27 protein-coding genes and 2 riboswitches are annotated in these 26,186 nt (G+C 70.4%); of the genes, 7 read left to right on the top strand and 20 right to left on the bottom strand.

The window, feature by feature from the left end; all coding sequences use genetic code 11:
- Positions 1-62 precede the first annotated feature (62 nt).
- Positions 63-632 (bottom strand): amino-acid N-acetyltransferase, encoded by a 570-nt coding sequence (locus ADY59_RS29455; RefSeq protein ID WP_049568686.1) that lies wholly within the window; start codon positions 630-632, stop codon positions 63-65.
- Positions 633-898: 266 nt separating this feature from the next.
- A riboswitch (cyclic di-AMP (ydaO/yuaA leader) is annotated at positions 899-1,047 on the top strand.
- Positions 1,048-1,050: 3 nt separating this feature from the next.
- On the opposite strand from ADY59_RS29455, the gene ADY59_RS29450 reads away from it, so the two are divergent.
- The gene (locus ADY59_RS29450) at positions 1,051-2,043 is read left to right on the top strand and encodes a C40 family peptidase (protein ID WP_049568647.1); all 993 of its coding nucleotides are present in this window, start codon (positions 1,051-1,053) and stop codon (positions 2,041-2,043) included.
- A 4-nt stretch (positions 2,044-2,047) separates the two neighbouring features.
- Here ADY59_RS29450 and ADY59_RS29445 read toward each other — a convergent pair whose 3' ends face one another.
- Positions 2,048-2,260 carry a LuxR C-terminal-related transcriptional regulator gene (locus ADY59_RS29445; RefSeq protein ID WP_043615366.1) on the bottom strand — a complete coding sequence of 71 codons (213 nt, stop codon included), beginning with the start codon at positions 2,258-2,260 and terminating at the stop codon, positions 2,048-2,050.
- A gap of 189 nt (positions 2,261-2,449) precedes the next feature.
- Here ADY59_RS29445 and ADY59_RS29440 point away from each other — a divergent pair, with 189 nt between their 5' ends.
- Positions 2,450-3,625 (top strand): cytochrome P450, encoded by a 1,176-nt coding sequence (locus tag ADY59_RS29440; RefSeq protein ID WP_231618959.1) that lies wholly within the window; start codon positions 2,450-2,452, stop codon positions 3,623-3,625.
- Here the strand turns inward: ADY59_RS29440 and lysX are convergent.
- The gene (gene lysX, locus ADY59_RS29435; protein WP_049568682.1) at positions 3,609-5,066 is read right to left on the bottom strand and encodes a bifunctional lysylphosphatidylglycerol synthetase/lysine--tRNA ligase LysX; all 1,458 of its coding nucleotides are present in this window, start codon (positions 5,064-5,066) and stop codon (positions 3,609-3,611) included. The two genes, ADY59_RS29440 and lysX, sit on opposite strands and share 17 nt — an antisense overlap.
- Positions 5,067-5,235: 169 nt before the next feature.
- Between lysX and ADY59_RS29430 the strand changes: the two genes are divergently transcribed.
- Positions 5,236-5,706: a hypothetical protein gene (locus ADY59_RS29430; RefSeq protein ID WP_049568641.1), complete on the top strand. Its 471-nt coding sequence runs from the start codon at positions 5,236-5,238 to the stop codon at positions 5,704-5,706.
- 50 nt (positions 5,707-5,756) lie between these two features.
- On the opposite strand, the gene ADY59_RS29425 is transcribed toward ADY59_RS29430, so the two are convergent.
- The 5 genes from ADY59_RS29425 to ADY59_RS29405 form a co-directional block, all read right to left on the bottom strand.
- Complete coding sequence (locus ADY59_RS29425; protein WP_049568638.1) at positions 5,757-6,539, bottom strand: type III pantothenate kinase; 783 nt, start codon at positions 6,537-6,539, stop codon at positions 5,757-5,759.
- A 3-nt stretch (positions 6,540-6,542) separates the two neighbouring features.
- A complete protein-coding gene (locus ADY59_RS29420) occupies positions 6,543-9,065 on the bottom strand; it encodes an L-aspartate oxidase (RefSeq protein ID WP_049568635.1) in 2,523 nt (840 codons plus the stop codon).
- Positions 9,066-9,143: 78 nt separating this feature from the next.
- Complete coding sequence (gene panC, locus ADY59_RS29415; RefSeq protein WP_049568632.1) at positions 9,144-9,971, bottom strand: pantoate--beta-alanine ligase; 828 nt, start codon at positions 9,969-9,971, stop codon at positions 9,144-9,146.
- A gap of 49 nt (positions 9,972-10,020) precedes the next feature.
- Positions 10,021-10,911 carry a Rossmann-like and DUF2520 domain-containing protein gene (locus ADY59_RS29410; RefSeq protein ID WP_049568628.1) on the bottom strand — a complete coding sequence of 297 codons (891 nt, stop codon included), beginning with the start codon at positions 10,909-10,911 and terminating at the stop codon, positions 10,021-10,023.
- A gap of 319 nt (positions 10,912-11,230) precedes the next feature.
- Complete coding sequence (locus ADY59_RS29405) at positions 11,231-11,452, bottom strand: chaplin family protein (RefSeq protein ID WP_053175261.1); 222 nt, start codon at positions 11,450-11,452, stop codon at positions 11,231-11,233.
- Positions 11,453-11,598: 146 nt separating this feature from the next.
- Between ADY59_RS29405 and ADY59_RS29400 the strand changes: the two genes are divergently transcribed.
- The gene (locus tag ADY59_RS29400; protein ID WP_049568626.1) at positions 11,599-12,561 is read left to right on the top strand and encodes an SAM-dependent methyltransferase; all 963 of its coding nucleotides are present in this window, start codon (positions 11,599-11,601) and stop codon (positions 12,559-12,561) included.
- A gap of 5 nt (positions 12,562-12,566) precedes the next feature.
- Here ADY59_RS29400 and ADY59_RS29395 read toward each other — a convergent pair whose 3' ends face one another.
- Together ADY59_RS29395 and ADY59_RS29390 are read right to left on the bottom strand one after the other, a co-directional pair.
- Complete coding sequence (locus tag ADY59_RS29395; RefSeq protein WP_049568623.1) at positions 12,567-13,757, bottom strand: cytochrome P450; 1,191 nt, start codon at positions 13,755-13,757, stop codon at positions 12,567-12,569.
- Complete coding sequence (locus ADY59_RS29390; RefSeq protein ID WP_231618958.1) at positions 13,757-14,473, bottom strand: TerC family protein; 717 nt, start codon at positions 14,471-14,473, stop codon at positions 13,757-13,759. The genes ADY59_RS29395 and ADY59_RS29390 overlap by 1 nt, the downstream gene beginning before the upstream one ends.
- Before the next feature lie 119 nt (positions 14,474-14,592).
- Positions 14,593-14,708: riboswitch (SAM riboswitch) on the top strand.
- Between the two features lie 42 nt (positions 14,709-14,750).
- On the opposite strand from ADY59_RS29390, the gene ADY59_RS29385 reads away from it, so the two are divergent.
- Positions 14,751-16,037 carry an aminotransferase class V-fold PLP-dependent enzyme gene (locus ADY59_RS29385; protein WP_053175258.1) on the top strand — a complete coding sequence of 429 codons (1,287 nt, stop codon included), beginning with the start codon at positions 14,751-14,753 and terminating at the stop codon, positions 16,035-16,037.
- Position 16,038: 1 nt separating this feature from the next.
- On the opposite strand, the gene ADY59_RS50440 is transcribed toward ADY59_RS29385, so the two are convergent.
- Positions 16,039-16,713, bottom strand: coding sequence for a DoxX family protein (locus tag ADY59_RS50440; RefSeq protein WP_156325810.1), 675 nt, complete (start codon positions 16,711-16,713; stop codon positions 16,039-16,041).
- A gap of 101 nt (positions 16,714-16,814) precedes the next feature.
- Here ADY59_RS50440 and ADY59_RS29375 point away from each other — a divergent pair, with 101 nt between their 5' ends.
- Together ADY59_RS29375 and ADY59_RS29370 are read left to right on the top strand one after the other, a co-directional pair.
- Complete coding sequence (locus ADY59_RS29375) at positions 16,815-17,960, top strand: NADH-quinone oxidoreductase subunit D (protein WP_049568617.1); 1,146 nt, start codon at positions 16,815-16,817, stop codon at positions 17,958-17,960.
- A complete protein-coding gene (locus ADY59_RS29370; RefSeq protein ID WP_049568614.1) occupies positions 17,957-19,063 on the top strand; it encodes an acyltransferase family protein in 1,107 nt (368 codons plus the stop codon). The genes ADY59_RS29375 and ADY59_RS29370 overlap by 4 nt, the downstream gene beginning before the upstream one ends.
- Positions 19,064-19,067: 4 nt before the next feature.
- Here the strand turns inward: ADY59_RS29370 and ADY59_RS29365 are convergent, their stop codons facing one another.
- The 9 genes from ADY59_RS29365 to tilS form a co-directional block, all read right to left on the bottom strand.
- Positions 19,068-19,502 (bottom strand): DUF3180 domain-containing protein, encoded by a 435-nt coding sequence (locus tag ADY59_RS29365; protein WP_331459539.1) that lies wholly within the window; start codon positions 19,500-19,502, stop codon positions 19,068-19,070.
- A 17-nt stretch (positions 19,503-19,519) separates the two neighbouring features.
- On the bottom strand, positions 19,520-20,026 hold the full coding sequence (folK, locus tag ADY59_RS29360; protein ID WP_049568609.1) for a 2-amino-4-hydroxy-6-hydroxymethyldihydropteridine diphosphokinase: 507 nt from the start codon (positions 20,024-20,026) through the stop codon (positions 19,520-19,522).
- Complete coding sequence (folB, locus tag ADY59_RS29355; protein ID WP_049568606.1) at positions 20,023-20,415, bottom strand: dihydroneopterin aldolase; 393 nt, start codon at positions 20,413-20,415, stop codon at positions 20,023-20,025. Before folB ends, folK begins: the two co-directional genes overlap by 4 nt.
- Positions 20,378-20,824 carry a nuclear transport factor 2 family protein gene (locus ADY59_RS29350; RefSeq protein ID WP_049568602.1) on the bottom strand — a complete coding sequence of 149 codons (447 nt, stop codon included), beginning with the start codon at positions 20,822-20,824 and terminating at the stop codon, positions 20,378-20,380. Before ADY59_RS29350 ends, folB begins: the two co-directional genes overlap by 38 nt.
- Positions 20,821-21,672 carry a dihydropteroate synthase gene (gene folP, locus ADY59_RS29345; RefSeq protein ID WP_049568599.1) on the bottom strand — a complete coding sequence of 284 codons (852 nt, stop codon included), beginning with the start codon at positions 21,670-21,672 and terminating at the stop codon, positions 20,821-20,823. Before folP ends, ADY59_RS29350 begins: the two co-directional genes overlap by 4 nt.
- A gap of 101 nt (positions 21,673-21,773) precedes the next feature.
- Positions 21,774-22,352, bottom strand: a complete 579-nt coding sequence (gene folE / locus ADY59_RS29340) for a GTP cyclohydrolase I FolE (protein WP_049568597.1) — start codon at positions 22,350-22,352, stop codon at positions 21,774-21,776.
- Entirely contained in the window at positions 22,349-24,343 is a 1,995-nt protein-coding gene (gene ftsH, locus ADY59_RS29335) for an ATP-dependent zinc metalloprotease FtsH (protein WP_049568594.1), read from the bottom strand. Before ftsH ends, folE begins: the two co-directional genes overlap by 4 nt.
- A 234-nt stretch (positions 24,344-24,577) precedes the next feature.
- Positions 24,578-25,129 carry a hypoxanthine phosphoribosyltransferase gene (hpt, locus tag ADY59_RS29330; RefSeq protein WP_049568591.1) on the bottom strand — a complete coding sequence of 184 codons (552 nt, stop codon included), beginning with the start codon at positions 25,127-25,129 and terminating at the stop codon, positions 24,578-24,580.
- A gap of 11 nt (positions 25,130-25,140) precedes the next feature.
- Positions 25,141-26,097, bottom strand: a complete 957-nt coding sequence (gene tilS, locus ADY59_RS29325) for a tRNA lysidine(34) synthetase TilS (protein ID WP_049568672.1) — start codon at positions 26,095-26,097, stop codon at positions 25,141-25,143.
- Positions 26,098-26,186: the final 89 nt, after the last annotated feature.

Raw genomic sequence — 26,186 nt, 5'->3', positions numbered from 1 at the left:
CATGTGGCACGTGTCAGGGCACATGCCTGTCCTGCCCAACGTATCGACATAGGTATCAACAATCACCTTTCCCGGCAGTCAAGGTCCGAGTCACCCGATGTCAAGTGGAGCAGCATACGTGTGTTGCCCAGGGTGTTCGGCTTGACGTGCTCGAGATCAAGGAACTCGGCCACGCCCTCGTCGTACGAGGCCAGGAGTTCGGCGTAGACCTCCGGAGAGACGGGCGTGCCCTGGATGGTACGGAACCCGTGCCTGGCGAAGAAGTCGACCTCGAAAGTGAGACAAAATACACGTTCCAGCCCGAGCTCCCTGGCCGTCCTGATGAGGGCCGAGACCACGCGATTGCCGATGCCGAACCCCCTGGCGCCAGGGTGCACGGCCACCGTGCGGATCTCGGCCAGGTCTTCCCAGAGCACGTGCAGGGCGCCGCAGCCGACGACCTCGCCGCCCCGCTCGGCCACCCAGAACTCCTGCACGTCCTCGTACAGCGTGACGGTGGCCTTCTCCAGCATCTTGCGCCCGACCCCGGCATAGGTGTCGACCAGGAGCTTGATCGCCCTGACGTCCCTCGTCCGGGCACGCCTGACGAGGACCTCGGTCTCTGGGACCGCGAGTTCGGCGACCTGCTCCATGGCCATCCAGAGTACAGACCCCATTACGGCTCGACCCTAACTCCCGGACCGTCACCGCGCGTGCACGCTCCGGATTGCACGATTCCTACAGTTTCACGATCGGGAGAACCTGGGGCAAAGAGGGCATAAAGTCTTTTCTGTACGGCTCGTCACGAGATCACCTTGTGACCCGTCGGTTGTGAAACCTCTACAGACTCGGCAGTTCCGGTTGAGCAGGAACCAGGAGTGCATTAGTGTCCAGCGACGATGTCACCCGCGCACAACGCGCGGACGGCACGCCCAATCCCCGCGAGGGGAGCCGGGGACCCGCCGGCGGCGTTGACCCGCTGCCAGGGGTGAATCCGAGCCACGGCTCGGTAGGGCTGCTCCGGCCCGAACCCGTCAGCTAACCCGGTAGGCGTCGAGGGAAGGAGCTTGGTTGGACAGGCGTAATGGCAAGCAGCGATTCGGTGTCGTCGGCCTGGCCGCCGTGGCCGCGTTCGTCTTCGCTCTGCCCATGGGCTCCGCCGCCGCCGACCCCAAGCCTTCACTCAAGGAGCTCTCCGAGCAGGTCGAGGAGATGCACCTGGACATCGAGACGCTGGCCGAGCAGTACAACGGCCAGCGGGAGAAGCTCAAGACGGCCCAGAAGGCCGCAGACAACGCCAAGAAGGTGCTGGCCGCCAGCGAGGCCGAACTGGCCGACAAGCGCGCCAAGGCCGTCCTGCTGGCCCAGACCACCTATATCAACGGTGGCATGAACGGGACGCTGGCGTTCGTCAACTCAGGCGACCCCGAGGGCTTCCTCGACAAGGCGGCCACCAACTACGCGCTCCAGCAGCAGCAGGGCGAGGAGATCCTGCAGCTCACCAAGGCCATGGAGGCGGCCGAGCGGGCCAGGACCAGCGCCAAGGCCCGCATCACCGAGGTCTCGAAGATCGTCAAGGACCTCGACGGCAAGCGCGACCGCATCGTCAAGCTCGTCGCCAAGGTCGAGAGCAACCTGTTCAGGCGCGCGCTCGGCGAGGCCGGCCAGCCCGGCACCCCCGCGGTCAAGGTCAACCTGCCGGTCCCCGGCTCGGGCAAGGCCGCGCAGGCGGCCAAGTGGGCGCTCACCCAGCAGCTCAAGCCGTACATCTGGGGCGCCGAAGGCCCGCGCGGCTACGACTGCTCCGGCCTGGTGATGGCCGCCTACCAGCGCGTGGGCATCTCGCTGCCGCACTACACCGGCGACCAGTGGACCGCGGGCCGGCACATCTCCAAGGAGGAGCTGCGCGCGGGCGACCTGGTCTTCTTCTACAGCGACCTGCACCACGTGGGCATCTACCTGGGCGGCGGCATGATGGTGCACGCGCCGCGCACCGGTGATGTGGTGCGCATCGCGTCCATCGCCCGCCGCCCCTTCGCCGGAGCCGTACGCATCGCCGACTAGCGGCTCAGATGAGCTGCCTTCTGGCAGCCCAGGCCACCGCCTCGATCGCGGTGGCCACACCGATGCGGTCGCAGATGCCGCGCAGCCTCCGCCGCACCGTGCGACCGCTGATATCCAGACGCCGTCCGACCCGATCCACGGTGACACCCTTGGCCAGCTCGGCCAGCAACGCCAGATCGGCATGGCTGAGCTCAACGCCTTCTGTGAGCACATCCATCGGGAGCCCTCCCCCCCAACAGCACCACTCGGAGACGTCTACGGTCCGAGCCAAGCTGCTCGTCTCGCAGACGGTAAACGCATCCAGGAATCATCGTCAAGCACGAGATCTGCCGCACTTGACCTCCTCCATTGACATGATCCGTTGTATGTGAAGTACTCGCCATATGTCGTCACTTATCGGGGCACGATGATCGACCACAGCGATCCTGACTACGCTCCTTTGACGCCGACGGACATGCTCGGGTTCGACCCGTCGGATCCCGACTTCCTGCGTGACCCGTATGCCCGTTACCGCGAGCTCCGCGACCGTGACGCGCTGCTGCGGACCCGGGGCGGGCTTCTCGTCGCCACCACGTACGAGCTGTGCTCCGCGGTGCTGCGCGACCCCCGCTTCGGCCACGGCGCGCCCTCCGACGGCGAGCCCCCCAGGTCGTTCCTGATGATGAACCCGCCGGACCACACGCGGATGCGCGGCCTGGTCAGCCGGGCGTTCACCCCGGGGATGATCAGACGGCTGCGGCCGCGGATCGAGGCCATCACCGCCGGGCTCATCGAGGCGCTGCCCGCCGAGGCGGATCTGATGAGCGCGTTCGCCTACCCGCTGCCGGTCATGGTGATCAGCGAGATGCTCGGCGTGCCGCCCGAGGACCACGAGCGCTTCCGCGGCTGGAGCGAGACGCTGGCCAGGAGCCTGGACCCCATCGTGCCGCCGGACCTGGCATCGCGGACCGAGCGGGACCGGGAGGAGTTCCGTGACTACTTCCGCCATCTCATCGCGCTGCGGCGCGAGCGGCCCGGCGACGACCTGCTCAGCGCGCTCGCCCAGGTCGACGAGCTGACCGAGCAGGAGCTGCTGGGCACCTGCGTGCTGCTGCTCGTGGCCGGGCACGAGACGACCGTCAACCTCATCGCCAACGGCGTGCTCAACCTGGTCGGGCACGGCGTGCTCGGGCGCGCCGCCGACCGGCCCCAGCAGGTGGTCGAGGAGGTGCTGAGGTACGACCCGCCGGTGCAGCTGACGACGCGCGTCGCGCTGGAGGACGTGGAGCTGGCCGGGACGGCCGTGCCCGCGGGTGGCGCGGTGCTGGCGCTGGTCGGGGCCGCCAACCGCGACCCCGCCGTGTTCGCCGACCCGGACCGCTTCGACGTGGAGCGGGCGCCGGGCCGGCATCTGGCGTTCGGGCTGGGCATCCACTTCTGCCTCGGGGCGCCGCTGGCCAGGCTGGAGGGCGAGATCGCGCTGCGCGCGCTGGCTCAGGCGGCGCCGAAGCTGGAGCTGGCCGACCCCGCGCCGCCGTACAAGGGGAACCTGGTGCTGCGCGGGCTCGCCACCCTGCCGGTGCGGCTCAACGGGAGGGCTTGACCAGCGGGAAGAGGATCGTCTCGCGGATGTTCCTGCCGGTGAAAGCCATGATCATCCGGTCGATGCCGGCGCCCATGCCGCCCGTCGGGGGCATGGCGTACTCGAGCGCCTGGAGGAAGTCCTCGTCGAGCTGCATGGCCTCCGGGTCGCCGCCGGCCGCCAGCAGCGACTGCTCGACCAGGCGGCGGCGCTGCTCGACCGGGTCGACCAGCTCCGAGTAGGCGGTGCCGAGCTCGGTGCCGAAGCCGATCAGGTCCCACTTCTCGGTGAGCAGCGGGTTGTCGCGGTGCTGCCGGGTCAGCGGGGAGGTCTCCAGCGGGTAGTCCATGACGAACGTGGGCTGGATCAGCGTGTGCTCGACCAGCTCCTCGAACAGCTCCTGGACCAGCTTGCCCTGGCCCCACTTGGCGTCCCAGTGCACCTCGTGCTTGTCGGCCAGCGCGCGGACCCGCTCCAGCGGCGTCTCGGTGGTGACCTCCTCGCCCACCGCGTCGGAGACCAGGTCGTAGAGCTTGACCCGCGGCCACTCGGGCAGCCCCAGGTCGACCTCGACGCCGTCGTGCACGACCACGGTCGTGCCGAGCGCGGCCACCACGGCCTTCTGGTACATCCGCTGGGTGAGGTCGGCCATGTCGTTGTAGTCGAGGTAGGTGCCGTAAGCCTCGATCATGGTGAACTCGGGGTTGTGCGTCGAGTCCGCGCCCTCGTTGCGGAAGTTGCGGTTGATCTCGAAGACCTTCTCGATCCCGCCCACGACCAGCCGCTTGAGGTAGAGCTCGATCGCGATGCGAAGGTAGAGCTCCATGTCGTAGGCGTTGATGTGGGTCTTGAAGGGCCGGGCCGCCGCGCCGCCGTGGATCGGCTGCAGCATCGGCGTCTCGACCTCGAGGTAGCCCTCCTCGTGCCAGAAGTCGCGGACCGCGCGCACGGTGGCGCTGCGGATGCGGGCCATCTCGCGGGCCTCGTCGTTGACGATGAGGTCGACGTAGCGCTGCCGGACCCGCGCCTCGGGGTCGGTGAGCCCGACGTGCTTCTCCGGCAGCGGGCGCAGGCACTTGGCGGTGATCTGCCAGCTGTCGGCCAGGATGGACAGCTCGCCGCGCCGGGAGGTGATCACCTCGCCCTCGACGCCGACGTGGTCGCCGAGGTCGACGTCGTGCTTCCAGGCCGCCATGGACTCCTCGCCGACCTTGTCGAGCGAGATCATCACCTGCAGGTCGCCGCTGCCGTCGCGGAGCGTGGCGAAGCAGAGCTTGCCGCCCACGCGGTTGAGCATGACGCGGCCGGCGACGCCCACCCGGTCACCGGTCTGGGTGTCGGGCTCCAGGCCCTGGTATTTCTCCCTGACCTCGGCGTTGGTGGCCGTGCGGGGAAAGTTCACCGGGTAAGGGTCGACGCCTTGGCTGCGAAGGCGGTCGAGCTTCTCCCTCCGGATGCGCATCTGCTCGGGAAGTTCGTCGCTCACAGCATCAAAGCGTAGGGGATACGGCCGGCTGCAAGTCCTCGTCGGTCCCGTGAAGGGGTGCTGCAAGCACGCGGCGTTACTCATGACTCACGAGCTCAGCGGAACCGGTACGGAGCCGGCTCAGGAAGGAGCTCAAGGAGAGATCATGTTCAAGAAGATCACGATTGGGCTCCTCGCCGCCGCCGCGACCAGCACGCTCGTTCTCGCGACCCCGGCCGCCGCCGCTTCCGGCCCGTACGACCAGAGCGACCACTGGGGCTCCGTCTACGCCAAGCACCACCTGGCCAAGGCCACGGGCTGGGTGGGCGTCGAGTGGGACGAGGACCAGGAGTCCAACACCGTCCACGTCAAGGGCAAGCTGTACGACAAGGACGCCCGCAGCTACGCCCAGGGCGGCAAGTGCGCCTACGTGAAGTTTCAGGCCGCCGACTTCGACCACGACTGGGACGAGGTCTACAGCAAGAAGTACTGCGGCTACCCCGGCCACAAGAAGTTCGGCTTCAGCGTCGACGACGTCTCCGCGCTGCGGGTCAAGGTCTGCCAGGTGCACCCGCACAAGCACTGGGTGAGCAAGTGCGGCCACTGGGCCTACCTCTACGCCGCCGAGAGCGAGTGATCGTCCACAGACGGCGGGCGGCCCTCTTCCCGAGCGGGGGGCCGCCCGTCTTATGCGGTGTTGCGCTGGTAGATCAGCCGCAGCCCGATGAGTGTCAGCCAGGGCTCGTGCACGTCGATGCAGCGCGACTCGCCCACCACGAGCGCCGCGTGGCCGCCGGTGGCGACCACGGTCACGTCGTCGGGGTCGTCGGCCAGCTCGGCGGCCATCCGCTCGACGATGCCGTCGACCTGACCGGCGAAGCCGTAGATGATGCCGGCCTGGAGCGCCTCGACGGTGTTCTTGGCGATCACCGAGCGGGGCCGGATCAGCTCGACCTTGTGCAGTTGCGCCCCGGCCGCGGCGAGCGCGTCGACGGAGATCTCGATGCCGGGCGCGGTGACCGCGCCGACGTACTCGCCCTTGGCCGACACCGCGTCGAACGAGGTCGCGGTGCCGAAGTCGACGATGATGCACGGCCCGCCGTACTGGTCGATGGCGGCCAGCGCGTTGACGATGCGGTCGCTGCCGACCTCCTTGGGGTTGTCCATCCGCACCGGCACCCCGGTGCGGATGCCCGGCTCCACGACCACGGCCGTCACGTCGCCGTAGTAGCGGCGGCACATCTCACGCATCTCGTTGAGCACGCTCGGCACGGTGGAGCAGATCGCGATGCCGCCCACGTCGGCGCCCTTGAGCAACGGCGACTGCCCGAGCAGCCCCTGCAGGACGACGGCGATCTCGTCGGCGGTGCGGCGGGCGTCGGTGGCCAGCCGCCAGTGCTCGATGACGTCCTCGCCTTCGAAGAGGCCGAGCACCGTGTGCGTGTTGCCGACGTCGATCGTGAGCAGCATCGATTACCCCCGTAGATCCAGTGCGACGTCCAGGGCGGGCGCCGAGTGGGTCAGCGCTCCCACCGCAAGGTAGTCCACGCCAGTTTCGGCCACATCACGCGCCAATTCCAAGGTCAATCCCCCGCTGGCCTCCAGCGCAACCGCGTTTTTCGCCCCCTTTTTAGCGATTTGTACGGCTCGGACCGTCTGCTCCACCGTGAAGTTGTCCAGCAAGATCAGGTCGGCCCCCTCGGCGAGCACCGCTTCGAGCTGCTCGACGCTGTCGACCTCCACCTCGATCGGCACGTCGGGGTAGCGCTCGCGCACCGCGCGGAACGCCTCGGCGACCCCGCCCGCGGCCACCACGTGGTTGTCCTTGATCAGGGCCGCGTCCGACAGCGACATGCGGTGATTGACGCCGCCGCCGCAGCGCACCGCGTACTTCTCCAGGGCCCGCAGCCCCGGCAGCGTCTTGCGGCTGTCACGTACCCGCGCCCCGGTGCCGCTGATCGCCGCCACCCAGCGTCCGGTCAGCGTGGCGATGCCGGACAGGTGCGTGAGCAGGTTCAGCGCGGTGCGCTCGGCGGTCAGCAGGGTCCTGGTCGGGCCCTCCACCGTCATCAGCACGTCGCCCCTGCGCACCCGCTCGCCGTCCTTGACCCGGCGCTCGGCCGGGCCCGCGCCCAGGCGGGCGAACACCGCCTCGGCCACCGCCAGCCCGGCCACCACGCCGTCGGCGCGGGCCACCATGTCGGCCACCGACCGGTGCCCGGCCGGGACCGTCGCCAGGCTCGTCACGTCGCCGGCCGCCTGGAGGTCCTCGGCCAGCGCCCGGTCGATCACCGCGTCGATCTCGGCCGGATCCACTCCGGCGGCGGCCAGCTCCTGTGCCAGGCGCCGCGGCATCGCGTCACCGTGCGGGGTGTAGGTCATGTGCACGCCCTCCTCCGTCAGGGTCACGTCCAGGTGCCCCAGCCATTCGTCGTCGAGGTCGGGGAAATCCTCCCGCCAGTGCGAGCCGCGCGTCTCCTGCCGTGCCGCCGCCGCGCCGGCCAGTACGGTCGCGACGGTGAGCAGGTTCGTCGTCTCCCACGACTCGGTGCACGAGGCCACGTGGACCGGGGTCCACCTGGCATCGCGCAGCGCCCGGACCGTGGCCGTGAGCGACGCGCGGCTGCGCAGGACGCCCGCTCCGGCGCTCATGTGCGCCTGGATCCGGCCGCGCGCCCTCGGGTCCGTCAGCCCCTCGGCCGCCCCGGCCACGACCGGCTCGCCCGGTTCGGGCCGTACGCGATGGATGTCCTCGGCGATGCGCTCGGCGAACACCAGCCCTTCGAGCAGCGAGTTGGAGGCCAGCCGGTTCGCGCCGTGCACGCCCGTGCACGCCACCTCGCCGCACGCGTACAACCCCTCGATGCTGGTACGGCCCCGCAGGTCGGTACGGATTCCGCCGCTGGCGTAGTGGGCGGCGGGAGCCACCGGGACGGGCTCGCTGACCGGGTCGATGCCGTGCTCCCGGCAGACCGCGTAGATCGTGGGGAACCTGGAGCGCCACTTCTCCTCGCCGAAGTGGCGGCCGTCCAGGTAGACGTGGTCGTGCCCGGACTCGCGCATCGTCCGGGTGATGGCCTTGGCCACGACGTCACGCGGCGCCAGATCGGCCAGCTCGTGCACGCCGGTCATGAACCGGTCGCCCTCATGGTCGATCAGGAACGCGCCCTCGCCCCGGACCGCCTCGGAGATCAGCGGCTGCTGGCCGGTGGCGCCCTCACCCAGCCAGAGCACGGTCGGATGGAACTGGACGAACTCCAGGTCCCGCACCACGGCTCCGGCCCGCAGCGCCAGCGCCACCCCGTCGCCGGTGGACACCTGCGGGTTCGTCGTGGACGAGTAGACCTGGCCCATGCCGCCGGTGGCCAGCACGACGGCGCGGGCGCGCACGGCGCCCACCCCGTCGCCCGCGCCCTCACCCATCACGTGCAGCGTCACGCCCCTGGCGCGGCCGTTCGCGTCCTTCAGCAGGTCGAGGACCAGCGCGTGCTCGATCACCTCGATCCCGCTCGCCCGGACCGCCTCGGCCAGCGCCCGCTGCACCTCGGCACCGGTGGCGTCGCCGCCGGCGTGCACGATCCGGTCGCGCCGGTGGCCGCCCTCGCGCGTGAGCTGCAGGTGACCGTCGGGGGTCCGGTCGAACTCGGCGCCGCGGCCCATCAGCCGCCGCAGCGCGCCCGGCCCATCGGTCACCAGCGCCCTGACGGCCTCGGCGTCGCACAGCCCCACCCCGGCCAGCAGGGTGTCGCTGAGGTGCTCGTCGGGGGTGTCGGCCGGGTCCAGCACGGCGGCGATCCCGCCCTGCGCCCACCGGGTGGACCCGGCCGACAGCACGTCCTTGGTGACGACCAGGACCCTGGCCCTGGGTTCGAGCTCGGCGTAGTGCAGCGCCACCGTCAGCCCGGCGATGCCGGAACCCACGACGACCAGGTCGGCCTCGACGTTCCACCCGGGTTCGGGCGCCGACAGCCGCAGGGGGATGGCCGGTGCACTCATGGGGATCTCCTCAGATGAGGGAATTTCGTCAATATGACGATAACGCCCCCGTCCGCGCTTCCCTTCCCCGGGGCCGGTCTAGAAGGAGAGCACCAGGTTGTCGATCAACCGGGTGCTCCCCACGCGGGCGGCGACCGCGAGGACCGCCTCACCCGTGTACGACTCCGGGACCTCGGCGAACGTGGCCGGATCCACCAGCACCACGTAGTCCAGCGCCAGCTCCGGGGCCGCCGCCTCCAGGACCGCGCGGGCGGCCGCGAGGACGCGGGACGGCACGTTCTCGGCCTCCCCCGCGCGGAGGGCACGCGACAGGGCGAGGGCCACCTCCCGGTCGGCCGGGGACAGGTAGCGGTTGCGGCTCGACAGCGCCAGCCCGTCGGGCTCGCGCACCGTCGGCGCGCCCACGATCTCCACCGGCACGTCGAGGTCGGCCACCATGCGGCGGATCAGCGCCAGTTGCTGGGCGTCCTTCTGCCCGAAGACCGCGAGATCCGGCTGGACCAGGTTGAACAGCTTGAGCACCACGGTGAGCATCCCGTCGAAGTGCCCGGGCCGCACCGCGCCCTCCACGACCCGGCCCATCTCCCCGGAACGGAGGCTCACCTGCCGGTCGGGGTGGTACATGTCCTCCACCGCAGGGGCGAACACCACCTCGACCCCCTCGGCGCGGCACACCCCCAGGTCGGCGTCGAACGTACGGGGATAGCGGGAGAAGTCCTCGCTCGGGCCGAACTGCAATGGGTTGACGAAGATGCTGACCACCACGTGGTCGGCACGCGAGCGGGCCGCTCTGATGAGGGAGCGGTGCCCCTCGTGCAGGGCGCCCATGGTGGGCACGAGGGCGACGGAGCCGTCACCGCGGGCTTTGATCAGGTCGGTGCGGTTCCTGGCGACGATGGGGTCCATGAAGCGGCCTCCGGGGGCGACATGCGGATCCGTGCCATGCCGGTCACGGTCACGTCCATATGTTGCCACCCAGGGCGTCGAGCAAGCGTTCGGCCTCCTCGGGCTTGAGCAGGCCGGCGGCCAGCGCCCGGTCGGCGGTGAGCCGGGCCAGCGCGACGTAGGCGTCGGCCGCCTCCGGCGCGGCCAGGATCAACGCGTCGACGTGCTTGCGCACGGTGCCGGCGTCGCCGCGCACCACCGGCCCGGTCAGGCCGTTGATGCCGAGCCGGAGCACGTTGTCGAGGGCGGCGCCGAGCAGCGGCCCCAGCATGCGGCCCGGGTGCTCGACGCCGATGCGGCCGAGCAGGTCGGACGACTCGGCGATGAGCGTGACCATGTGGTTGGCGGCGCTGGCCAGGGCCGCGTGATAGAGGGCGCGATCGGCGTCGGCGATCCACACCGGCTCGCCGCCCATCTCGATGACCAGGGCCTCGGCGATGGGACGCAGCGGCTCGGGCGCGGTGACGCCGAAGGAGCAGCCGGTGATGCGGTTGAGGTCGTCGTCCCTGCCGGTGAACGTCATCACCGGGTGCAGGGCGAACGGCAGCGCGCCCGCCCCGGCGGCCGGCCGCAGCACGGACAGGCCGTACGCGCCGCTGGTGTGGACGAGCAGCTTGCCCTGGAGGCCGGCGCCGGTGGCGGCCAGGCCGCTGACGAGGTCGGGCAGCGCGTCGTCGGGGACGGTGAGCAGGATGAGCTCCGCCGCCTCGACCACCTCCTCGGGCCGGACGGGCTCGACGCCGAGCCGGTCGGCGGCCCAGCGCCGGGAGGCGTCGGAGACGCCGCTCGCCGCCACCAGCCGGTGCCCGGCCTGCGCGAGCGCCGCACCGAGCGCGGAGCCGACCTTGCCCGATCCCAGCACGCCGACGGCCAGCCGTGCCGGGCGATCACCTGCGTCCATGTCCCACCCCTGTCGAGCACCCCTGGAGACGCTGCCGACCAGCGTAACGGCCGATTTGCCACAGGCGCGTGACCGGGGCTTTGCCGCATGTTGCGTTAGCGACAAAACGGACAAGGGCATATAAACCGTGCACCCCCTGTCGGGAATGATGAGGAGAGGGGTTCATCGCACAGCAGCGGGCGCCGAGTCCGTCAACCGGACCCGACGCCCGCATCGTGCGAACCCCTTGGAGGTGCACCCTGGCCGCCACCGCCGACTGGCCGGCCAAGGTACGGGGCTCGGACCGGTTTACTCTCAAACCGGTCCGAGCTCCGGCATGTCAGCGATGCACGTGAGCGCCGGCGCCGCCCTTGCAGCCGGCGATCGCCAGGCCGGCCACCGCCACCGCGTTGCCGCAGATGTTGATCGGCGCGGTGATGGGCAGGAAGAGCTGGTTGCCGGAAAGCAGGCCGTTGCGGCCGCTGGTGATGTCGGCCTGCGCGGGGGCGGCCAGCGACAGCATGCCGAGCGCACCCGCCACGACGATGGCTTTCTTGAACACGAGGGACTCCTTCTCGGGATGACCGCCGAACGATGACGATCGGTGGCCATTCGACAACAACCAGTAAACGGTAGCGCAACCCAGGGACGTAAAGTAGTCAAGCAATCACCGTTCGTGTCGACGCGAGGGCATGAGATAGTCCAGGGATGTGGCTCACCTGGCGCGCCGCCATGGAGCGCGCGCTATATGGCGAGAGCGGCTTCTACCTGCGCGAACGCCCCTCCGGGCACTTCCGCACGTCGGTCAGCGCCTCGGTGGCGTTCGCGGAGGCGGTCCTGGCCCTCCTGGAGGAGGTCGACGCAGGGCTCGGCTCGCCCGCCCGGCTCGACCTGGTCGACATCGGCGCCGGCGAGGGCACGCTGGTCCGCCACGTGCTCGACGCCGCAGGCCCCGGACTGCGCGACCGGCTGCGCATCACCGCCGTCGACCTGTCCGCCCGGCCCGAGGGGCTGCCCGAGAGCATCGGCTGGCAGTCCACGCTGCCGCCGGACATCCGGGGCCTGGCGATCGCGAACGAGTGGCTCGACAACATCCCGCTGGACGTGGCCGAGCAGACCTCCGACGGGCCGAGGCTGGTGATGGTCGACACCGAGACCGGCGAGGAGCGGCTCGGCGACCCGTTGCGGGGGCCCGACCTGGAGTGGCTGGCGCGGTGGTGGCCGCTGTCGTGCGTGGGCTCGCGGGCGGAGATCGGCCGGCCCCGCGACGCCGCCTGGGCCTCGGTGCTGGCCCGGCTCTCCGGCGGGCGGGCGATCGCCGTGGATTATGCACACCCTGTGGATAACCGTCCCATGCGGGGCACGCTCACCGGATACCGTGACGGGGCGGTCGTGGCCCCCGTCCCCGACGGCACCTGCGACATCACGGCGCACGTGGCGCTCGACGCGTGCGCGGAGGCGGGCCGCCGGGCCGGCGGGATATCCACAGGCTTGTCCACACAGCGGGCCGCGCTGCGCGCGCTGGGCGTCACCGGCGACCTCGCGCCGCTCGACCTGGCGCGGACCGATCCCCGGGGCTACCTGAGGGCGCTGGCCCGCGCCTCGGAGGAGGCCGAGCTGATCGATCCGGGCGGCCTCGGCGGCTTCGGCTGGCTCACGCAGAGCCGGTGAGAGGTTCAGGACACACTCAGGTCCAGCGACTCCAGGCCGCGGATCACGTACCCGGGCTTCCACGCCGGCTCCCGGCGGAGCTCCAGCTTCGGCGCCCGGTCCAGCAGGGCGCCGAACGACTCGATGAGCTCGATGCGGGCGAGCGGCGCGCCCAGGCAGAAGTGGATGCCCGCGCCGAACGAGATGTGCGGGTTGTCCGCCCGGCCGACGTCCAGCCGGTCCGGGTCGTCGAACACCTCGGGGTCGCGGTTGGCCGAGCCGAACAGCAGCGCCACCTCCACCCCGCGCGGGATGGCGACGCCGCCGACCTCGATGTCCTCCAGCACCCAGCGCTCGAACATCTGCAGCGGCGTGTCCCAGCGCATCAGCTCCTCGACGGCCGTCGGCAGCAGCCCGCGGTCGGCGCGCAGCCGGGCCAGCTCGCCCGGGTTCCTGAACAGTGACCACCAGCCGTTGCCCGTCACGTTCACGGTGGCCTCGTGGCCGGCGTTGAGCAGCAGCACGCAGGTGCCGACCAGCTCGTCCTCGGTCAGCTCGTCGATCGCCGCCAGCGCGCTGATCAGGTCGTCGCCCGGCCGCCGCCCGCGCTCACGCGCCAGCTCCTTCAGGTACGCCGCGAACTCCGACGCCGCCCTGACGGCCGTGTGCTGCGCCTGCTCCGACGGGTTCAGCTCGTACATCCCGCAGATGTCGGCCGACCAGGGGCGCAGCAGGTGACGGTCGGCGTCGGGGATGCCGAGCATCTCGGCGATCACCGTCACCGGCAGCGGCTCGGCCACCTCGGCGATCAGGTCCCCGCCGCCCTTCTCGACGTACGCGTCGACCAGGCCCTCGGCGATCGCGCGCACCCGGGGGCGCAGCGACTCGACCATGCGGGGCGTGAACGCCCTGGAGACCAGGCGGCGCAGCCGGGTGTGCACGGGCGGCTCGACGTCGAGCATGCCCGCCCTGATCACCCGCCAGAACGGCTCCTGGAACTCCGGCTCGGGCTCCTTGCCGAACTCCTCGTGCGTGGCCACGTGCAGGTACGCCCTGCCCAGGCGGCGATCCCTGAGCAGGGCGTTCACGTCGGCGTGCCGGGCGACCAGCCACTGGCCGGTCGGCTCGAAGAAGCTCACGGGCGCCTCGCGCCTCAGGTCGGCGTAGACGCCGTACGGGTGAGCGACGAAATCCGGATTCCAGGGGTCAAAGCGCACTATTCAATAGTAGAAGCTTTCGCTCTCCTGCTCCGCACCCGGATGTTGAGCAGTTCGACGATGATCGAGAACGCCATCGCGAAGTAGATGTACCCCTTCGGGATGTGCTGCTCCAGCCCTTCGGCGATGAGCACCACCCCGATCAGCACGAGGAACGCCAGCGCCAGCATCTTGATGCTCGGATGCGTGTCGACGAACCGGCTGATCGGCCCGGACGCGAACAGCATCACCAGCACCGACACGACCACCGCCGCGATCATCACGCCGATCTCGTCCACCATGCCCACCGCGGTGATGACCGAGTCGAGCGAGAACACGATGTCGAGCACCATGATCTGCGCGATCACCGAGGCGAACGACGCGGCCACCGCCTTCTTGCCGTCCTTCTCGCTCACGTCCATGGTGTGGTGGATCTCGGTGACGCTCTTGCCCAGCAGGAACAGCCCGCCCAGCAGCAGGATCAGATCCCGTCCCGAGATCTCCTGCCCCAGGACCGTGAACAGCGGCTCGGTGAGCCTCACCACCCACGACAGCGCCAGCAGCAGGAGCAGCCGGCTGATCAACGCCGCCGCCAGCCCCAGCACCCGCGCCCGGTCGCGCTGTTCCGGCGGCAGCTTCCCGGCCAGGATGGAGATGAAGATGATGTTGTCGATGCCCAGCACGATCTCCAGCGCCACAAGGGTGAAGAACCCTATCCAGATCTGGGGGTCAGCCACCCAGTCCAACATCGTCTACCTCCTGGTTTTCGGGGGATGTCCCAGGAAGCAACGAGCCAACGGCCCGATAAGTTCGCAGTTGCGTTTTACGGGTGGGTGTCGGTTATAGTGCCGACGTAGGTCATGAGTGCCAGCGCCAAGCCCCGGCTCGCTGGCCGGCAACCCTCGCGTCCGCGGCGGGGTGCCCCGGGTGAAGACCTGGTCCGTCACGAGGTGTGGCGGGCAAGCGCGGGCTCCATGGCTGCTCCAGGGGTCCGATGACCCGAGGAGACTCGCCGTGTCCACCCTGACGATCTTCAACGCCGCCCGTCCCGCCGCCGCTGAGCACGCCCCCGTCCAGCAGGCCCGTGCCATCCCGGCCGTGGTCGGCGCCGACCTGGAGGTGCCGGTCAAGGGCGGCAAGCTCGTCGGCTACGCCAACCTCGACTACGCGGCCAGCGCCCCCTGTCTGGAGCCGGTCAGCGCGGCCGTCGCCGCCGCGCTCCCGGCCTACTCCAGCGTGCACCGCGGCGCGGGCTACGCCTCCCAGCTCACCACCGCCCGCTACGAGCAGGCCCGGCACACCGTACGGGCCTTCGTCGGCGCCCGCTCCGACGACGCGGTCATCTTCACCCGCAACACCACCGACGCCACCAACCTGCTGGCCGGCTGCCTGCCCGGCGGCACCACCGTGGTCGTCTTCGACACCGAGCACCACGCCTCCCTGCTGCCCTGGGAGAACGCCGTACGGCTGGCGCCGCCCGCCTTCCCCGGCGAGGCCGTGCGCGCCGCCGACGAGGCGCTGGCCGCCATCGACGGGCCCAAGCTGCTCGTCGTCACCGCCGCCTCCAACGTCACCGGCGAGCTGTGGCCGATCGCCGCGCTGGCCCACATCGCGCACCGGCACGGGGCCCGCATCCTGGTCGACGCCGCCCAGCTCGTGCCGCACCGGCCGGTCAACCTGACCGCGCTCGACCTGGACTACGTGGCCTTCTCGGGGCACAAGCTGTACGCGCCGTTCGGGGCCGGGGTGCTGGTGGGCCGGCGCGACTGGCTGTCGGACGGCACCCCGTACCTGAAGGGGGGCGGCGCGGTGCGCTCGGTCGGCGAGAGCACCGAGTGGCACGAGGACGCCGAGCCCCGGCACGAGGCCGGGACCCCGAACGTGCTCGGCGCGATCGCGCTGGCCGCCGCCTGCGACGCGCTCACCGCCACCGGCTGGACCCCGCTGGTGCGCGAGGAGGAGCGGCTGATCGCACGGCTCCGCGCCGGGCTCGCCGCGATCGACGGCGTACGGGAGCTGTCGCTGTGGGGGCCCGAGCACCCGCGCGTGGGCATCGTGTCGTTCACCGTGGACGGCTACAGCGCCCGCGAGGTCGCCGAGGCGTTGTCGAGCGAGTACGGCATCGGCGTACGGGACGGGAAGTTCTGCGCCCACCCGTTCGTCCGGCACCTGCTCGGCACCGCGGACGGCGGCTGCGAGGACGACACGGCGTCGGCGGTGCGCGCCTCCATCGGCGTCGGGACCACGCAGGAGCACGTCGACCGGCTCGTCTCCGCCCTGCGTGACCTGGTCAGCCGCTAGGTCAGCGGTTCGGCGGCTTCGGGCGCGTCGGCTGGTCGTTCACCACCGCGTCCACGTCGCGCATGTCCTCCTCGCTCAGCCCGCCCGGCCGGTGCTCGGCCGGGTGCGGGCGCTCGTGCTCGGCCGGTTGCGGGCGCTCGTGCTCGGCCGGTTGCCGGGGCACGGCATGCCGTTCGTCCGGGTAGGCGGCCTTCGTGTCGGGAGCCGGCCGGTCCACGGTCGTGGTGCCCGCCACCGGCTCCCGCTCGGCCGCCCGCCGCTCGGCCCGCCGCCTGAAGACGCCGCTGAGAATCCCGTCGACGCCGAAACGCCCGCCGCCCAGCGCCAGGAACAGCAGCGACGCCGCCCCCAGCGCCCCGACCAGTTCCCAGCCGCCCTGCTGGACGAAGATGCCGTTCGGCGCGTGCACGAACACGGCCGCCCCGATCATGCCGATGAGCAGCACCAGCGCGGCCGGCCGCACCAGCAGGCCGAGGATCAGCAGGATGCCGCCGACCGTCTCCGCGACCGTGGTGAACGCGGCGGCGAGCTGCGGCTGCGGCACCCCCGACTGGCCGAACATGGCGGCCGTGGCCCCCAGCCCGGCCTGCCATTTCTGCCATCCGTGCGCCAGGAAGATGACGCCGATCACCACCCGTGCGATCAGGGCGGCGATGTCGAACACAACCCTTTTCATGACCTTTTCTCCCCCGTTTCCAGTACTCATCCCCCTGGGTGGACCAGCGATGCACCCCCATACCGTTCCTTGACCGACCCACCGGTGGCAGCATGGGCCGTATGACGGAACGCGTGGTCGGAATCGGTGCGGGCGCCAAGGAACTGGCCACCGAGGACATGATCCTGAACATCGGCCCGCAGCACCCGTCGACGCACGGAGTGCTCCGGTTGCGTCTCACTCTCGACGGCGAGCGCATCTCCACCGCCGAGCCGATCATCGGCTACATGCACCGGGGCGCCGAGAAGCTGTTCGAGGTGCGCGACTACCGGCAGATCATCGTGCTGGCCAACCGGCACGACTGGCTGTCGGCGTTCGCCAACGAGCTCGGCGTGGTGCTGGCCGCCGAACGCATGCTCGGCATGGAGCCCCCGGTCCGCGCCGTGTGGGCGCGCACGCTGCTCGCCGAGCTCAACCGGATGCTCAACCACCTGATGTTCCTCGGCTCCTACCCGCTGGAGCTGGGCGCGATGACGCCGATCTTCTACGCCTTCGACGAGCGCGAACGCCTCCAGGCCGTGATGGAGGAGATCTCCGGCGGGCGCATGCACTACATGTTCAACCGGGTCGGCGGGCTCAAGGAGGACCTGCCGCTCGGCTGGCTCGACCGCGTGGCGCGGACGATCGCCGAGACCCGACGCCGCGTCCCCGACATCGAGAACCTCATCCTCGGCAACGAGATCTTCCTGGCCCGTACCAAGGGCGTCGGCGTCCTGTCCCGCGAGCAGATCCTGCAGTACGGCGTCAGCGGTCCCATCGCCCGCGCCTCCGGGGTCGACCTCGACCTGCGCCGCGACCAGCCCTACCTGGCCTACGCCGAGCTGCCCGTCAAGGTCGTCACCCGCACCGCCGGCGACTGCCACGCCCGCTTCGAGGTGCTCCTCGAACAGCTCAAGGTCTCGCTCGACCTGGCCGACGCCTGCGTCGCACGGCTGCGCGACCTCCCCCAGGGACCGGTCAACCAGCGCCTGCCCAAGGTGCTCAAGGTGCCCGAAGGCCACACGTACGCCTGGACGGAGAACCCGCTCGGCATCAACGGCTACTACCTGGTGTCCAAGGGCGACAAGACGCCGTGGCGGATGAAGCTGCGTTCCGCGTCCTACAGCAATGTCCAGGTGCTGCGCGAGATGCTGCCCGGGCACCTGGTCGCGGACATGGTGGCGATCCTCGGGTCGATGTTCTTCGTGGTGGGTGACATCGACAAGTGACCTCCCCTCCGCGACGCGACAGGTACGTCGACTGGCTGCGGGCGCTGAGCCTGATCGTGGTGGTGGTCTGGCACTGGGCCTTCACCATCCTGCAGTGGAAGCCGCACGGCCCCGAACCCACCAGCCCGCTCGGCTTCACCTCGGGGCTGTGGATCCTCACCTGGCTGCTGCAGGTGTTACCCCTGTTCTTCTACGTCGGCGGGCACGTGCACCTGCTGTCGTGGGGCCGGGCGTGCGAGCGCGGCACCGGCCTCGGCCGGTTCGTCTGGCGGCGCCTCCGCTCGCTCTCCCTCCCGGCGCTCGCCCTGGCCGGCGCGTGGATCGCCGTCGGCGCCGTCGTCACCTGGGCGTTCGACGTGCCGTGGATGTGGCGGGTGGTGCTGCTCGTGCTCAGCCCGCTCTGGTTCCTCGGCGTCTACCTGGTGCTCATCGCGCTCCTGCCGGTCGCGCTGCTCCTGCATCGCAAGTACGACGTGCTCGCCCTCATCTGGCTGGGCGGGGCCGCGCTGGTGGTGGACGTGGTCCGGTTCCGCTACGACGTCGAGTGGGCCGGCTGGCTCAACATGATCATCGTCTGGGGATTGGCGCACCAGGCGGGCTTCTTCTACGACCGCATCGTCGCCCTGCCCCGGCGCTACGACGCCGGAATCCTGTGGACGGGGCTGTTCGCCCTGTTCGGCCTGGTCTACTCGGGCATCTACCCGGGGTCCATGGTGGGCGTGCCGGGGGACAAATGGTCCAACATGGCCCCGCCGACGTTCGTCATCGTCGCCCTGCTCATCTTCCAGATCGGCTTGGTCGAGGTGCTGCGCCCGGCCATGGAACGCGTCCTGGACAAGCCCGGCTGGCAGCGGGTCAACGCCGTCATCAACCGCTTCGCGCTGCCGCTGTTCCTCTTCCACACCACCGGCATGGCCATCGCGCTCGGCCTGTCGTGGTGGCTGTTCGGCAGCCTCACCCCGGAGGTGCCGCCGGACGTGTGGTGGTGGCTGGAGCGCCCCCTGGCCATCGCCGGCCCGCTGCTCTGCACCCTCCCGGTCATCTACCTCTTCGGCCGCCGCCGCACCCCGGCCGAACGATCACCGGACACGAGCACGCGGTGACGCTCTATGCGGGCCGCTGATCCTCGGGGTCCTTCGGGATGCGGCAGGCGTGCTCCAGGAACAGAGCGGCCACGATCAGCGCCACGCACGACAGGAACGAGCCCAGCGACACGAAGAACTCCGACCGCGGCGTCTCCCGGGTGAAGAGCTGAACCGTGTGCAGGGCGAACCCGGCGAACACCCCCGCGAACACCGCGCCGCCGTAGGCCGACGCCTTGCCCAGGGCCGCCAGGCGGGCCACCGCGAGCGGCTCGGCCGGCTTGGTGCCCGGCTTGCGAGCGATCCGCGCCCTGGTCATCCAGGCCGTGTACGCCTCGCCGATGCCCAGCAGCAGCACCGTCGGGATCGCCGTCCACGGCACCAGCGGCAGGTCGGCGTAGAACTGCCGCACCAGCACCCAGGTGATCAGCGCGACGACGACGATGAGCCCGACGAGCACGCCGGGCCGGGTCGGCCTCAATCGTCCGGCCTCTGCAGCTTGAGGTCTCCGCGCAGCCGCACACCGCGCCGGTCCAGGCCCGCGAGCAGGTCGGCCACCCGGCCGCGCCCCGGCACCTCGCCGTCGGGGTCGGCCGCCGCCCACGGCACCAGCACGAACGCCCGCTCGTGCGCCAGCGGATGCGGCAACGTCAGCTCCGGATCGTCGCTGACCGTTTCGCCGACCATGATCAGGTCGATGTCGAGCGTGCGCGGCCCCCATCGCTCCTGGCGCACCCGCCCGAACGCGTTCTCCACGCTCTGCGCCCGCTCCAGCAGCGTGCGCGGCGCCAGCGTGGTCTCCGCCACGACCACCGCGTTGAGGTAGGGCCGCTGCCCGCCGGGGCCGCCCACCGGATCGGTCTCGTAGACCGGCGACACCGAGACGAACTCCAGCCCCGGCGCGTCGAACAGCGTGTCGATGGCCCCCTGCAGCGTCTCGAAACGCCGGCCCAGGTTGCCCCCGAGGGCGAGGACGGCCTTCATGGACGGCTCCGCTCGATCGTCACCACCACGTCGCCGAACGGCAACGGGATCGGCGCCGCCGGCTTGTGCACACTCACCTCGACCGCCTCGACGAGCTTCCGGGCCAGACAGACGTCGGCCAGCCGCTGCGCGAGCGTCTCGATCAGCTCGACCGGCTCGCCCTCGACCACTTCGACCAGGTCCTGGGCCAGCTCGCCGTAGTCGACGGTCTTGGCCAGATCGTCACCGGCGGCCGCCGGCGCGGTGTCAAGGAAGAGCGTCGCGTCGACGACGAACTCCTGCCCCAGCTCCCGCTCGGCGGCGAGCACCCCGTGTCTCCCCCGGGCCCGCAGGCCCTTCAGCGCGATCCGGTCAGCGCTCAAGCTCGTCTTCCTCCTCCTCGTCGTCATCGCCCTGCAGCACCGGCGAGCCGTGGTGCATCCACAGCCGCCAGCCCTGCCCCGTGCGGATGTAGACGTTGCTGGCCACCACCTTGCCCGCGGCGAAACTGGACTCGCCCTCCTCGCCCGCGGTGAGGATGTTCTCCACACAGGTGAGGACGGCCACGTCGCCCAGGACCGTGGTGTTGACGTCGGTGAGCACGAACTGGATGTAGGTCGTGTTGGCCATGATCAACGCCCAGGACCGCAGCACCTCCGAGCGCCCGGTCAGCAGGGTCCAGCCAGGATGCACGCAGCTGACCTGGTCGTCAGCGGTGTCCTCGGCCCAGATCTCGGTCATCCTGTCGAGGTTGGCATCCTCGATCGCGGTGTAGAAGTCCTGGTTCACCGTCTCGATGGCGGCGGTGTCGACGCTCATGTGTTGGCTCCGGCTCTCTTCCATGCTGCGGCCACGCGCACGGCATCGGCGTTGGGACCTACGTGGTGCACCCGTACGCACCAGGCGCCCTCGCGGGCGGCCAGCGCGGTCACGGCCAGGGTGGCGTCGTCGCTGCCGCTGAACGGGCGCGGCGTGCCGTCGGCGCCGGCCAGCAGCCGCCCCAGGAACCTCTTGCGCGAGGCCCCGATGAGCAGCGGATAGCCCAGCTCGGCCAGCTGCCGCGTGCCGGCGAGCAGCGCCCAGTTGTGCGCGGCGTTCTTGGCGAAGCCGAGACCGGGATCGAGCACGATCTGCTCCTCCGACGCCCCCTCGGCGAGCACCAGGTCGACCCGCTTGGCGAGCTCCTCGCGCACCTCGGTGACCACGTCGTGATAGACGGCGCGGCTGTCCATGTCTTGGCTGTGGCCGCGCCAGTGCATGACCACGTAGGGCACGCCGGTGGCGGCCACCACCCGCGGCATCTCGGGATCGGCCAGGCCGCCGCTCACGTCGTTGACGAGCCGCGCGCCCGCCTCGACGGCGGCCCTGGCCACCTCGGCCCGCATCGTGTCGACACTGACGGCCACGCCCTCCGCGTCGAGCGCCCTGATCACGGGCACCACGCGGGCCAGCTCTTCCTCCAGGGACACCCTGGCGGCTCCGGGCCTGGTCGACTCGCCGCCCACGTCGACGATGTCGGCCCCCTCGGCGACCAGCTCAAGCCCGCGGCGGATCGCCACCGCCTCGTCGAACCACAGGCCGCCGTCGGAGAACGAGTCGGGCGTCACGTTGACGACGCCCATGACAAGGCACCGGTCCTCGTCGCCCAGCCCCGGCACTCTCGTCATGAGGCCAAGCCTAGGCGCTCGCCCATACCTGGTGATATCGCGGGTCCCCGGTTGTGGATAACGATCCGCCCGCTGCGGAATCCATGCGGCGCGGACAGGCGTCAGCGTCCGAGGATCAGCGCCATCGCCTCGGCGCGGGTCTTGTCGCTGGTGCGGAAGTCACCCCGGACGGCCGACGTGACGGTCTTGGCGCCCGGCTTGCGCACCCCTCGCATCGTCATGCACAGGTGCTCGGCCTCGACCACGACGATCACGCCGCGCGGGTCCAGCACCCGCATGATCCCGTCGGCGATCTGCGAGGTCATCCGCTCCTGGACCTGCGGCCGGCGGGCGAACACGTCGACCAGCCTGGCCAGCTTGGACAGGCCGGTCACCTGGCCCTGGTCGTTCGGGATGTAGCCGACGTGGGCCACGCCGTAGAACGGCACCAGATGGTGCTCACACGTCGAGTAGACCTCGATGTCCTTGACCAGCACCATCTCGTCGTGGTCGACGTCGAAGACCTTGTTGAGCACGTCTTCGGGGGTCTGGTGCAGGCCGGAGAACTGTTCGGCGTAAGCACGGGCGACGCGGGCGGGCGTCTCGAGAAGGCCGTCGCGGTCGGGATCCTCGCCGATGGCGTAGAGGATCTCGCGGACGGCCTTCTCGATCCGGCCGAAATCGACGTCGTGCGGCTTCACGCACTGTCTCCGGACGGCAGCGCGTCCTGATGACCGGAGGTGAGTGAGCCGTTGGCCGACTGCTCCTTCGGCGTCAGGATGGGCGGACGGTCGGAGGGCAGGCGCTTGCCGTAGCCCGCGTAGGACGGGCGGTGCTCCTTGACGACCACCGGCGAGAAGATGTCCAGCACCTGGTCGCGGGAGAGGGTCTCCTTCTCCATCAGGTGCAGCACCAGGTTGTCGAGCACGTCGCGGTATTCGACCAGGATGTCCCACGCCTGGTCGTGCGCCGTCTCGATCATCCGGCGGACCTCTTCGTCGATCGTCGAGGCGATCTTCTCGGAGTAGTCGCGCTCGTGGCCCATCTCGCGTCCCAGGAACACCTCCGCCTGGCCGCTGCCGAACTTACGGGCGCCGAGCTGCTCGCTCATGCCGTACTCGGTCACCATGCGGCGGGCGACGGCGGTGGCCTTCTCGATGTCGTTGGAGGCGCCGGTGGTGGGCTCGTGGAAGACGAGCTCCTCCGCCGCGCGGCCGCCGAGCAGCATCGCGAGCTGGTCCATCATCTCCGACCTGGTGGCCAGGAACTTGTCCTCCATCGGCAGCGTCATCGTGTAACCGAGGGCGCGGCCGCGGGACAGGATCGTGATCTTGTGCACTGGGTCGGAGTTGGGCAGCGCGTGCGCCACCAGCGCGTGACCGCCCTCGTGGTAGGCGATCATCTTCTTTTCCTTGTCGGACATGACCCGCGTCTTGCGCTCGGGCCCTGCCATGACACGGTCGATCGACTCTTCCAGCATGTCCATCGTGATCAGCTTCTCGTCGGCGCGCGCGGTGAGCAGCGCGGCCTCGTTGATCACGTTGGCCAGGTCGGCGCCGGTGAACCCGGGGGTGCGGCGGGCGATGACGTCGAGGTCGACGCCCGGCGCGAACGGCTTGCCCCGGCCGTGCACCTTGAGGATGCCCTTACGGCCCTCCAGGTCGGGCCGGTCGACGGTGACCTGCCGGTCGAAACGGCCCGGACGCAGCAGCGCCGGGTCGAGGATGTCGGGCCGGTTGGTCGCGGCGATGAGGATCACGCCGCCCTTGACGTCGAAGCCGTCCATCTCGACGAGCAGCTGGTTGAGCGTCTGCTCGCGCTCGTCGTGACCGCCGCCCAGGCCGGCGCCGCGGTGGCGGCCGACGGCGTCGATCTCGTCGATGAAGATGATCGCCGGGGCGTTGGCCTTCGCCTGCTCGAACAGGTCGCGCACACGGGAGGCGCCGACGCCGACGAACATCTCGACGAAGTCGGAACCGGAGATCGAGTAGAACGGCACGCCCGCCTCACCCGCGACCGCGCGGGCGAGCAGGGTCTTGCCGGTGCCGGGCGGGCCGTAGAGCAGCACGCCCTTGGGAATCTTGGCGCCGATCGCCTGGAACTTGGCCGGGGCCTGGAGGAACTCCTTGATTTCCTGGAGCTCCTCGATCGCCTCGTCCGCGCCGGCGACGTCGGCGAAGGTCGTCTTGGGGGTGTCCTTGGTGATCAGCTTGGCCTTGGACTTGCCGAAGTTCATCACCCGGCTGCCGCCGCCCTGCATCTGGTTCATGATGAACAGGAAGATCAGCACGATGATGACGATCGGCAGGAAGCTGAGCAGGAGGCTGACCAGGAAGCTCTCCTGGGGCACCTCGGTCGTGAAGCTCTTGGTCTTCTTGGCGTCGACCTGTGCCTGCAGCTCGTCGGTCAGCTTGCCGCCGTAGCCGGTCACCCAGTCGGACTGGATCGTCTTGGTCGCCGTGCCGCTGCCGCCCACCTGGATGGGGCTGTGCAGGGTCAGCTCGATCCGCTGATCCTTGTCAATGATCTTGGCATTGCTGACGTTGCCGGTGCGAATCTGCTGGAGCACCGTTGACGTGTCGGCCTGCTTGTAGTTGCCCCCGCCGCTCCAGAGCTGGGTGACGAGCAGGAGGAGCACGACGATGCCCAGGATCCACAGCAGTGGCCCACGTGTAAATCGCTTGAGATCCATCCGATGCGGAACCCCTTGCGGGCCCGTCCCTTCCTGACCATGGCCTGGAACCCCGGAGAACCGGGGCCGCGGCATCCGGCACCGCGACTTCTGACTACCCGAAGGGGACGCTGGGTCACCCTCCCGGAGTCAGAAGGTACACCGGAGGAGCGCACGGAGGGACCGCCCGCTACACCGGTCTTCCCTACCAACGTACGTCAAGGTACGTGGTGTTCCCGGCCACAGTCCGGATTGCTAGCGGTAAACGTGCGGCGCGAGGGTCCCGATGAACGGAAGGTTCCGGTATCGCTCGGCGTAGTCGAGCCCGTAGCCGATCACGAACTCGTTGGGGATGTCGAAGCCCACGTACTTGACGTCGATCGGCACCTTGACCGCGTCGGGCTTGCGCAGCGCGGTGCAGATCTCCAGCGAGGCCGGGTTGCGCGACTTGAGGTTCTCCAGCAGCCAGTGAAGGGTCAGGCCGGAGTCGATGATGTCCTCCACGATGAGCACGTGGCGGTTCATGATGTCGGTGTCGAGGTCCTTCAGCACCCGCACGACGCCCGACGACTTCGTGCCCGCCCCGTAGGACGACACCGCCATCCAGTCCATCTGCACCGGCACGTGCAAGGCCCTGGCCAGGTCGGCCATCACCATGACGGCGCCCTTCAGCACGCCCACGAGCAGCAGTTCCTGGCCCGCGTAGTCCTCGTCGATGCGCCCGGCCAACTGCTTGATCTTGGCCTGGAGCTCGTCCTCCGGGATGAGGACCTTCTCCAGATCCTTGCCCATGTCGGCAGCGTCCACCTGTTGGTTCCTTACGCGATGGGACTGATGGCGAGTATCAGGGTGCCATACCGCCGGACGGCGGTCAGACCCCCGGGCAGGTCCACGGCCTTCTGCCCGTGCCACCGCGTGATCAGGCGGTCCACGGCCCGCACGTGCCCCGCCGAAAGCGCCCCGGACGGCGCTCCCGCCGCGAGCGCCGCCCGCCGCAGCACCCGTGTCCGTACGGCCCCCGGGACCCCCTCCAGAGCCCGTACGGCCAGCGTCACGTTTCCGGCGATATCGCTTAGAGCGCAATCCTGGTACGCCGATTCGGCCCACTGATCGAGCGCGTCCGCGTCCTCCCGCGCCAGCGCGGCGGTCCGCGCCAGCGCCTCCGCCACGCCCGGCCCGAGCTCCCTCTCCAGGATCGGCAGCGCCACGTTCCGCACCCGTACGCGGGTGAAGCGCGGGTCGTCGTTGTGCGGATCCTGCCACGGCGACAGCCCCAGCGCCTCGCACGCGCCCACCGTCGTCGCCCGGGAGATCTCCAGGAACGGCCGGCGATAGACGCCCGTCGTCCCGGCCATGCCCGCGAGCGACCGCAGCCCGCTTCCCCTGGCCAGCCCCAGCAGGACGGTCTCCGCCTGGTCGTCCCTCGTGTGCCCGAGCAGCACCGCCGCCGCCCCGTGGGCCCCGGCCGCCTCCTTCAGCGCCCCGTAGCGCGCCTCCCTGGCCGCCGCCTCCGGCCCGCCGGCCGTGCCCACCTCGACGGTCCGCACCTCGCCGAAGCCCAGGCCCAGCTCCTCCGCCAGCGCCGCCACCCGCGCCGCCCGCTCCCCGGAGCCCTCCTGCAGTTGGTGGTCCACGCTCACGAGGCCCGTACGCAGCCCCGCCCTCGGCCCCGCGAACCCCAGCGCCGCCGCCAGGGCCAGTGAGTCGGCGCCCCCGCTGCAAGCCGCGAGCACCAGGCTTCCCTCGGGTACGTCCGCCAGTGCCTCACGCACCATCCTGCGGACATCGGCTACGGCTGGTCGCGGTCCCACCCCCCCATTCTCCCCGGCCGCGCGCAGCGCCGGGGTCGGGGTCAGCTGGGGAG

The sequence above is a fragment of the Nonomuraea sp. SBT364 genome, from assembly GCF_001083785.1.
Lineage (GTDB): Bacteria > Actinomycetota > Actinomycetes > Streptosporangiales > Streptosporangiaceae > Nonomuraea.
The sequence above is the reverse complement of the archived record's forward strand: the minus strand, read 5'-3'. Positions and strand labels throughout refer to the sequence as shown.